Annotated in this window: 6 protein-coding genes; all 6 read left to right on the forward strand. The window is 34.5% G+C overall.

Annotation, left to right across the window (positions count from 1 at the left end):
* Window positions 1-218: glycosyltransferase (locus ACIQ2S_RS10195; protein ID WP_396175613.1), on the forward strand; the 218-nt coding region annotated here is incomplete at its 5' end.
* A 2-nt stretch (window positions 219-220) separates the two neighbouring features.
* Complete coding sequence (locus tag ACIQ2S_RS10200) at window positions 221-1,654, forward strand: MBOAT family O-acyltransferase (protein WP_396175615.1); 1,434 nt, start codon at window positions 221-223, stop codon at window positions 1,652-1,654.
* A 4-nt stretch (window positions 1,655-1,658) separates the two neighbouring features.
* The gene (locus tag ACIQ2S_RS10205) at window positions 1,659-2,549 is read left to right on the forward strand and encodes a hypothetical protein (protein WP_396175617.1); all 891 of its coding nucleotides are present in this window, start codon (window positions 1,659-1,661) and stop codon (window positions 2,547-2,549) included.
* Window positions 2,546-3,697 (forward strand): glycosyltransferase family 4 protein, encoded by a 1,152-nt coding sequence (locus tag ACIQ2S_RS10210; protein ID WP_396175619.1) that lies wholly within the window; start codon window positions 2,546-2,548, stop codon window positions 3,695-3,697. The genes ACIQ2S_RS10205 and ACIQ2S_RS10210 overlap by 4 nt, the downstream gene beginning before the upstream one ends.
* Window positions 3,684-5,231: a glycosyltransferase family 2 protein gene (locus ACIQ2S_RS10215; RefSeq protein WP_396175621.1), complete on the forward strand. Its 1,548-nt coding sequence runs from the start codon at window positions 3,684-3,686 to the stop codon at window positions 5,229-5,231. The genes ACIQ2S_RS10210 and ACIQ2S_RS10215 overlap by 14 nt, the downstream gene beginning before the upstream one ends.
* Window positions 5,232-5,234: 3 nt before the next feature.
* On the forward strand, window positions 5,235-6,185 hold a 951-nt coding region (locus ACIQ2S_RS10220), incomplete at its 3' end, for a glycosyltransferase family 2 protein (protein ID WP_396175623.1).

Consider the following 6,185-nt stretch of genomic DNA (forward strand, 5'->3'; position numbering starts at 1 on the left):
CGGTAATTACTACCAATGTAGGTGGAAATGAGGAGGCAGTTCATTCCGGCGAGAATGGTTATATTTATCCGGTTGGAAACTATTTGGCTTTGAAAGAACTAATCGAATCGCTGTGGATGGGGGAAAAACAAATCAATAGTTTTACCAGAGAAGCGATTGAACAACATTTTTCAATTGAAAAGATGGTGCTCAATCATTTTGAATTGCTTAAAAAATAAGTATGTTATTTAACTCATTTGATTTTCTGATTTTTTTAATCCTAGTGTTTATTTTGTATTGGTTTGTTTTTAAAAATCAACTCAAGCAACAAAATATATTAGTATTAATTTCCAGTTATGTTTTTTATGGTTGGTGGGATTATCGTTTTTTAAGTCTCATACTCTTTAGTACGCTGCTAGATTATTTAGTGGGTCATTTTTTAGGGAAAACCATTCAACCTAAAAAAAGAAAATTACTGCTTTGGGTTAGTTTGCTCTTCAATTTAGGACTTTTAGGATTTTTTAAATATTATAATTTTTTTATTGAGAGTTGGGTAAGTTCTTGGGAAAGTGTAGGAGTAGAAATGCATGTTTCCACACTTCAAATAATTTTACCGGTAGGTATTTCTTTTTATACGTTTCAAACCCTAAGTTACACCATTGATGTGTACAAGAACAAAATAAAACCCACTGATAGCTTTATCGAATTTGCCTCTTTCGTTGCCTTTTTTCCACAACTTGTTGCAGGACCAATCGAACGAGCCAGTCATTTGTTACCCCAGTTTTCACGAAACCGAGTTTTTGATTATGAAAAGGCAGTTTCAGGAGTCCAACTTTTCATCTGGGGTTTTTTTAAGAAAGTAGTGATAGCCGATAGTTGTGCTATTTATGTCAATGAAATATTTGGTAAATATGAGCAGATGAACTCGCTGACATTGATTGTCGGGGTCTTTTTATTTGCTTTTCAAATTTATGGTGATTTTTCAGGTTATTCAGATATGGCGATTGGAATTTCACGCCTTTTTGGTTTTGATTTAATGAATAATTTTAAGTATCCGTACTTCGCAAAAAATATAGCCGAATTTTGGAGAAGGTGGCACATTTCTCTAACCACTTGGTTTCGCGATTATATTTATTTTCCATTGGGAGGCTCCCATGGTTCAAAAATCAATCAAATACGAAATATCTTCATCGTTTTTTTAATCAGCGGTGTGTGGCATGGTGCCAATTGGACATTTGTTTTTTGGGGATTTTTAAATGCTCTGTTTTTTATTCCCATCATTATTCTCACTTCCGATTCTAAAAAAAGTATTGAAACGATTGTCAAGAGTCATCAAACAAAGGTGAAAATGTTTTTCTCAATGATTCTTACATTTTCAATCACTTGTATCGGTTGGATTTTTTTCAGATCAGTAACCATAACAGATGCATTTGGGTACTTGCAACGAATAGTTGATTTTGATAGTTTTTCTGTTCAATACCTTTCCATTGAAAGATACAGTCTTGAGCCTCTGATTTTGATTATGTTCTTTATCGCAATTGAATGGATGAATCAAGCGTATGAACATCCTTTTATTGGTAAATTTGTTTGGCTAAAAACTTGGATAGTTATTTTATTGATAGTATTGTTTGGCGTTTATTCGAATGCTTTAGATTTCATTTATTTTCAGTTTTAATTACATGAAAAAATTTGGTAGTTACATAGGTTATTTTTTTATGCTAGTGATTGCAAGTCTCTACCTTGTTGATTTTTTATATACAGAAGCTTACAAAAGAGGTATTCCCAGAAACAAGGCCAGATATACCTTGTTGCTGAAAAATCAAACGTTTGACTACGTTTTTATGGGAAGTTCAAGAGTTGAAAACAGTATTTCTACTCAGGAAATTGAGCGAATTACACAAAAAAGAGCCATCAATTTAGGAACGCAAGGAGCAGATTTTGACGATGTTTACCTTTTTTTAAAATTATTGGTAGCTAACAATAATAATTTAAAAAATGTATTTGTCCAAATCGATGGCTCTTATGTAAATCAAATTGATTCTCAAATTTTAAAATCGCAGTTGATTCCTTATGTGTCGTCAAACGATGTTTTGGAAGAACACATGAAATTGAATGAGAAAGATTTTTATAAGTTGAAATACATCCCTTTTTATAAATATGCAAAAAGCGATTACAGCGTTGGTTTCAGAGAGGTATTTATGACACTTTTACAAAAAAAATCAAACATAGCATTTGATGATGGTTTTGTCCCTCTTGATGGCTATATGAATTCAGATAGTTCTGCTCGTTTTCCCAATACCATCAAGCAAAATAATAAAGCTGTTGATGAAATTAGTAAGCTTTGTCAGGGAAATAAAATTAATCTGTTGTTTTTTTGTGCACCTTATTGTTCAAATGTCGAAAACAAACATTTTACAAAGCTATTGGAAAATAAACTTCCGAATTTCAAAGATTATTCCGGTTCATTCACCAATGATAGTTTATTTAGAGATTGTAGTCATTTAAATGAAAAAGGTGCTCTGAAATTCACTGCTTTGTTTGCACAAGAAAATCTAAAAGAATCAAAATGACGATACTATTTCTAACACCTGAATTTCCGCATGCCAAATTAGGTCCTTCCGGTGGAATTGGAACCAGTATCAAAAATCTGGCAGCATCTTTAACTGACCTTGGAGTAGGTGTTCGCATTTTGATTTACGGACAAAAAGCGGATGCAGTTTGGGAAGAAAACGGAATTATTTTTGAAACACTTCAAAACATTAAATTCAAGGGGTTTTCCTGGTATTTAACCCGAAAGAAAATTGAAAAACGCATCAACCAACTTTATTCAGAAAAAAAAGTTGATTTAGTTGAAGCACCTGATTGGACAGGGATTACCTCTTTTATTCAACCCAATTGTCCCATTGTTATTCGAATGAATGGCTCAGATACTTATTTTTGTCATTTGGATGGACGTCAGGTAAAATTTTGGAACCGATTTCATGAAAAAAGAGCTTTGAAAAAGGCAAACGGACTAATATCGGTCAGTCAATTTACAGCCGATGTGACAAGGGAATTATTTCAACTAAAAAAGGAAATTACTATTATTCCCAATGGAATTGCAATTGAGGCATTTAAATCTGGCCATACCAATCCGGAAAGCAATCATGTAATTCTTTATTTCGGGACCTTAATTCGAAAAAAAGGAGCTTTAGAACTGCCACTGATTTTTAATGAAGTTATTAAATCTAATCCCAACGCTGAATTGCTTTTGATAGGGAAAGACAGTGCGGATATTTTTACAGGATCTACTTCCACTTGGGAATTGATGAAACCTTTATTTTCAGAAGAAGCGTTGAAACAAACTACTTACAGCGGCGGAATGCCTTATGATCAAATGCGAAATCAAATAGATTTGGCTTCCGTTTGCGTCTTTCCTACATTTGCCGAAGCATTGCCGGTTTCTTGGTTGGAAGCCATGGCAATGAAAAAAGCAATTGTTGCCTCAAATATTGGTTGGGCAAGTGAGATGATTGCCAATGATATTGAGGGTTATTTAGTGCATCCAAAACAACAGCATGAATATGCTCTGAAGATAGTGGAATTGCTAAACAATCCTGAAAAGGCATTAATTTTCGGAAATAATGCTTTTAAAAAAGTAGTAAGCACCTTTGAATCAAAGATAGTTGCTCAAAAAGCAGTTGATTTTTATGTAAAAATTGTCAATGAAAGAACCTGAATTTAAAATCTACCGCACAAAAAACGGCGAAGAAATTCTATATGTCGGTGAACCTGATTTGACTAAATTGGAATCAGTGGCTGATGGCTGTGGTGATTTGTGGCATAGTTCGTTGGATCAAGGTTATAAGAATGCTTTCCCCGAAATTATTTATCAGACGGCTACTTTTTATTGGTTCGCCTCTGATTTGGAAAATATAAATGAAACAGTCAATTGGAGAATAAATCCCTATCAATTTGCCATTCGCAAGACCATTTGGGAACAGCTCAATGGTTTTGATACAGACTACGACAACAAAGTAATGGCTGCCTTCGATTTGGGCTTTAATTTATTGCGTTATTGGGGAGGAACCGTTTTGTATGTGCAAGGTTTATTTCAACCGGAGTCTTCCAGTCGGCCTGTTGTTTCAACTTTTGATAACTATTTATTTTATCGTAAGAATTTTAAATTAGAACAATCGTATTACATGCTTTTGCGTGAAGGATTATGGAAGTACAGTCAGTGGAAGGCTTTTAACGCCGTATCTAAAAAATATAGTTTTAGAAATAATGTACCGCATATTCAAGTTCGTCCGTTAAACGAGTTACAAGGTAATCCAAGTGTAAGTTACATCATTCCAACAATGCTTCGTCAAGAATGGACAAAAGTACTTTTGGATGATTTGGCTAAGCAATCCTATCTTCCCAAAGAAGTTGTAATTGTTGATGCAACGCCAGAAGATAAAAGAGTAACAGATGCTTACACTTTGAAGAAATATCCTTTTGAAGTGATTGTTAAATGGCAAGAAACGCAAGGAAGTTGCCGAGCTCGAAACGAAGCAATTGAACTTTGTTCCGGAGAATACTATGTGTTTGGTGATGATGATATACGAATTCCTGCCGATTTTATTGAAAATCATATTCGGTTTTTACAAACGTATCAAGTCAAAGCTTGCAACGGTTTAGACATTCGTGCCGATCATACCAAACAAGATTTGAACGATTTGACTTCAAAATTGCATGAGTTAGGAATTGCTAGATGGAAATCAGGAACATCTTCTATGTTTAGCAATGCTAATTCATGTGTGCATTATTCGCTTATTGAAAAACTTCAGGGTAATGATATTAATTTTGATGGCGGATATGGAGAAGACAGTGATTTCGGTTTGTCTATTTTTAAAATAGGAGAAATGGTTTTGCACAATCCTTATGCTGTAAATTTGCACTTAAAACCTCCGGTTGGAGGCTATCGATATTGGGGGAGTGAAGCCAAGAAAAAAGGTAAAGTTCGCAAAAAACAGCCATGGGAATTGGATACTCCAGTGAAAAATATTCAACCCGTTCCGAGTCCGACGATTATGTATTTTAATTTGAAACATTTTTCAGAAAAACAGGTCAATGAATACCGCCATAAGTATTTTTTTCTATATTTATTTAAAGGACCTAAAACAAGGCTTCTTATAAAATTAGTGAAACTTCCGTATCGAATTTTACAGTTTAACAAATCTGTTTTTTACGCTCAGAAATTAATCAGTCTCGGAAAAAGAATAAGATAAATGATAAAAACAGCTTTAATAGTATGTACGTACAGGAGAGCAATTCCCTTGTTAAAACTGTTGAATTCGGTTGCTAATCAGAGCGTTTATCCCGATGAAATTCTTGTTGTAGACGGATCGGAAGGTGATGAAACAAAAGTGGCACTTTCAACCAACACTTTTAGTCATTTAAAATACTTTCAAGTTTCTTCCAATGACAGAGGACTTACCCGCCAACGAAATTTTGGAATTTCAAAAGTTGCCCATGATACTGCTGTTGTGTTTTTTTTAGATGACGATACCGTTTTGAAAAATGATTATTTTGAACAAATTTTAAACACGTATGCTTTGTTTCCCGGAGCTTTAGGAGTTGGTGGATATATTACTAATGAAGTTGCTTGGGAAAAAGTTACGGATAATTACCAGCCATTCATTAATGAATTTTATTTTGATGGATGGAAGCGGAAAGACGGAACACGATTTGTTTGGAGAAAAAAATTGGGACTAGACACCGATGTTCCACCCGGATTTGTACCGGAATTTTCCAACGGTAGAAGCATTGGTTTTTTGCCTCCCTCCGGAGAGATTTATCAAGTAGAACAATTGATGGGAGGCGTTTCCTCCTTTCGAAAGTCGGTTTTCGAAAGTCAAAGATTCTCTACTTATTTTGAAGGTTACGGACTTTATGAGGATGCCGACTTTACCATTCGATTATCCAAAATCGGAAAATTATATGTCAATACAGCAGCTTGCCTAGAACATTTTCACGAAGCAGCGGGTAGACCCAATCAATACAATTATGGAAAAATGGTTGTGAGAAACGGTTGGTATGTTTGGCGAATCAAAAATCCAAAACCGTCGATTACAGCACGATTTAAATGGAACAGTATTGTTTTATTGTTGACGCTTATTCGATTAAGTAATACTTTTACCTCGTCAAAAAAGACAGAAGCTTTCACCGAGACTTTAGGTAGA

The sequence above is a fragment of the Flavobacterium sp. genome (genome assembly GCF_044371705.1).
GTDB lineage: Bacteria > Bacteroidota > Bacteroidia > Flavobacteriales > Flavobacteriaceae > Flavobacterium.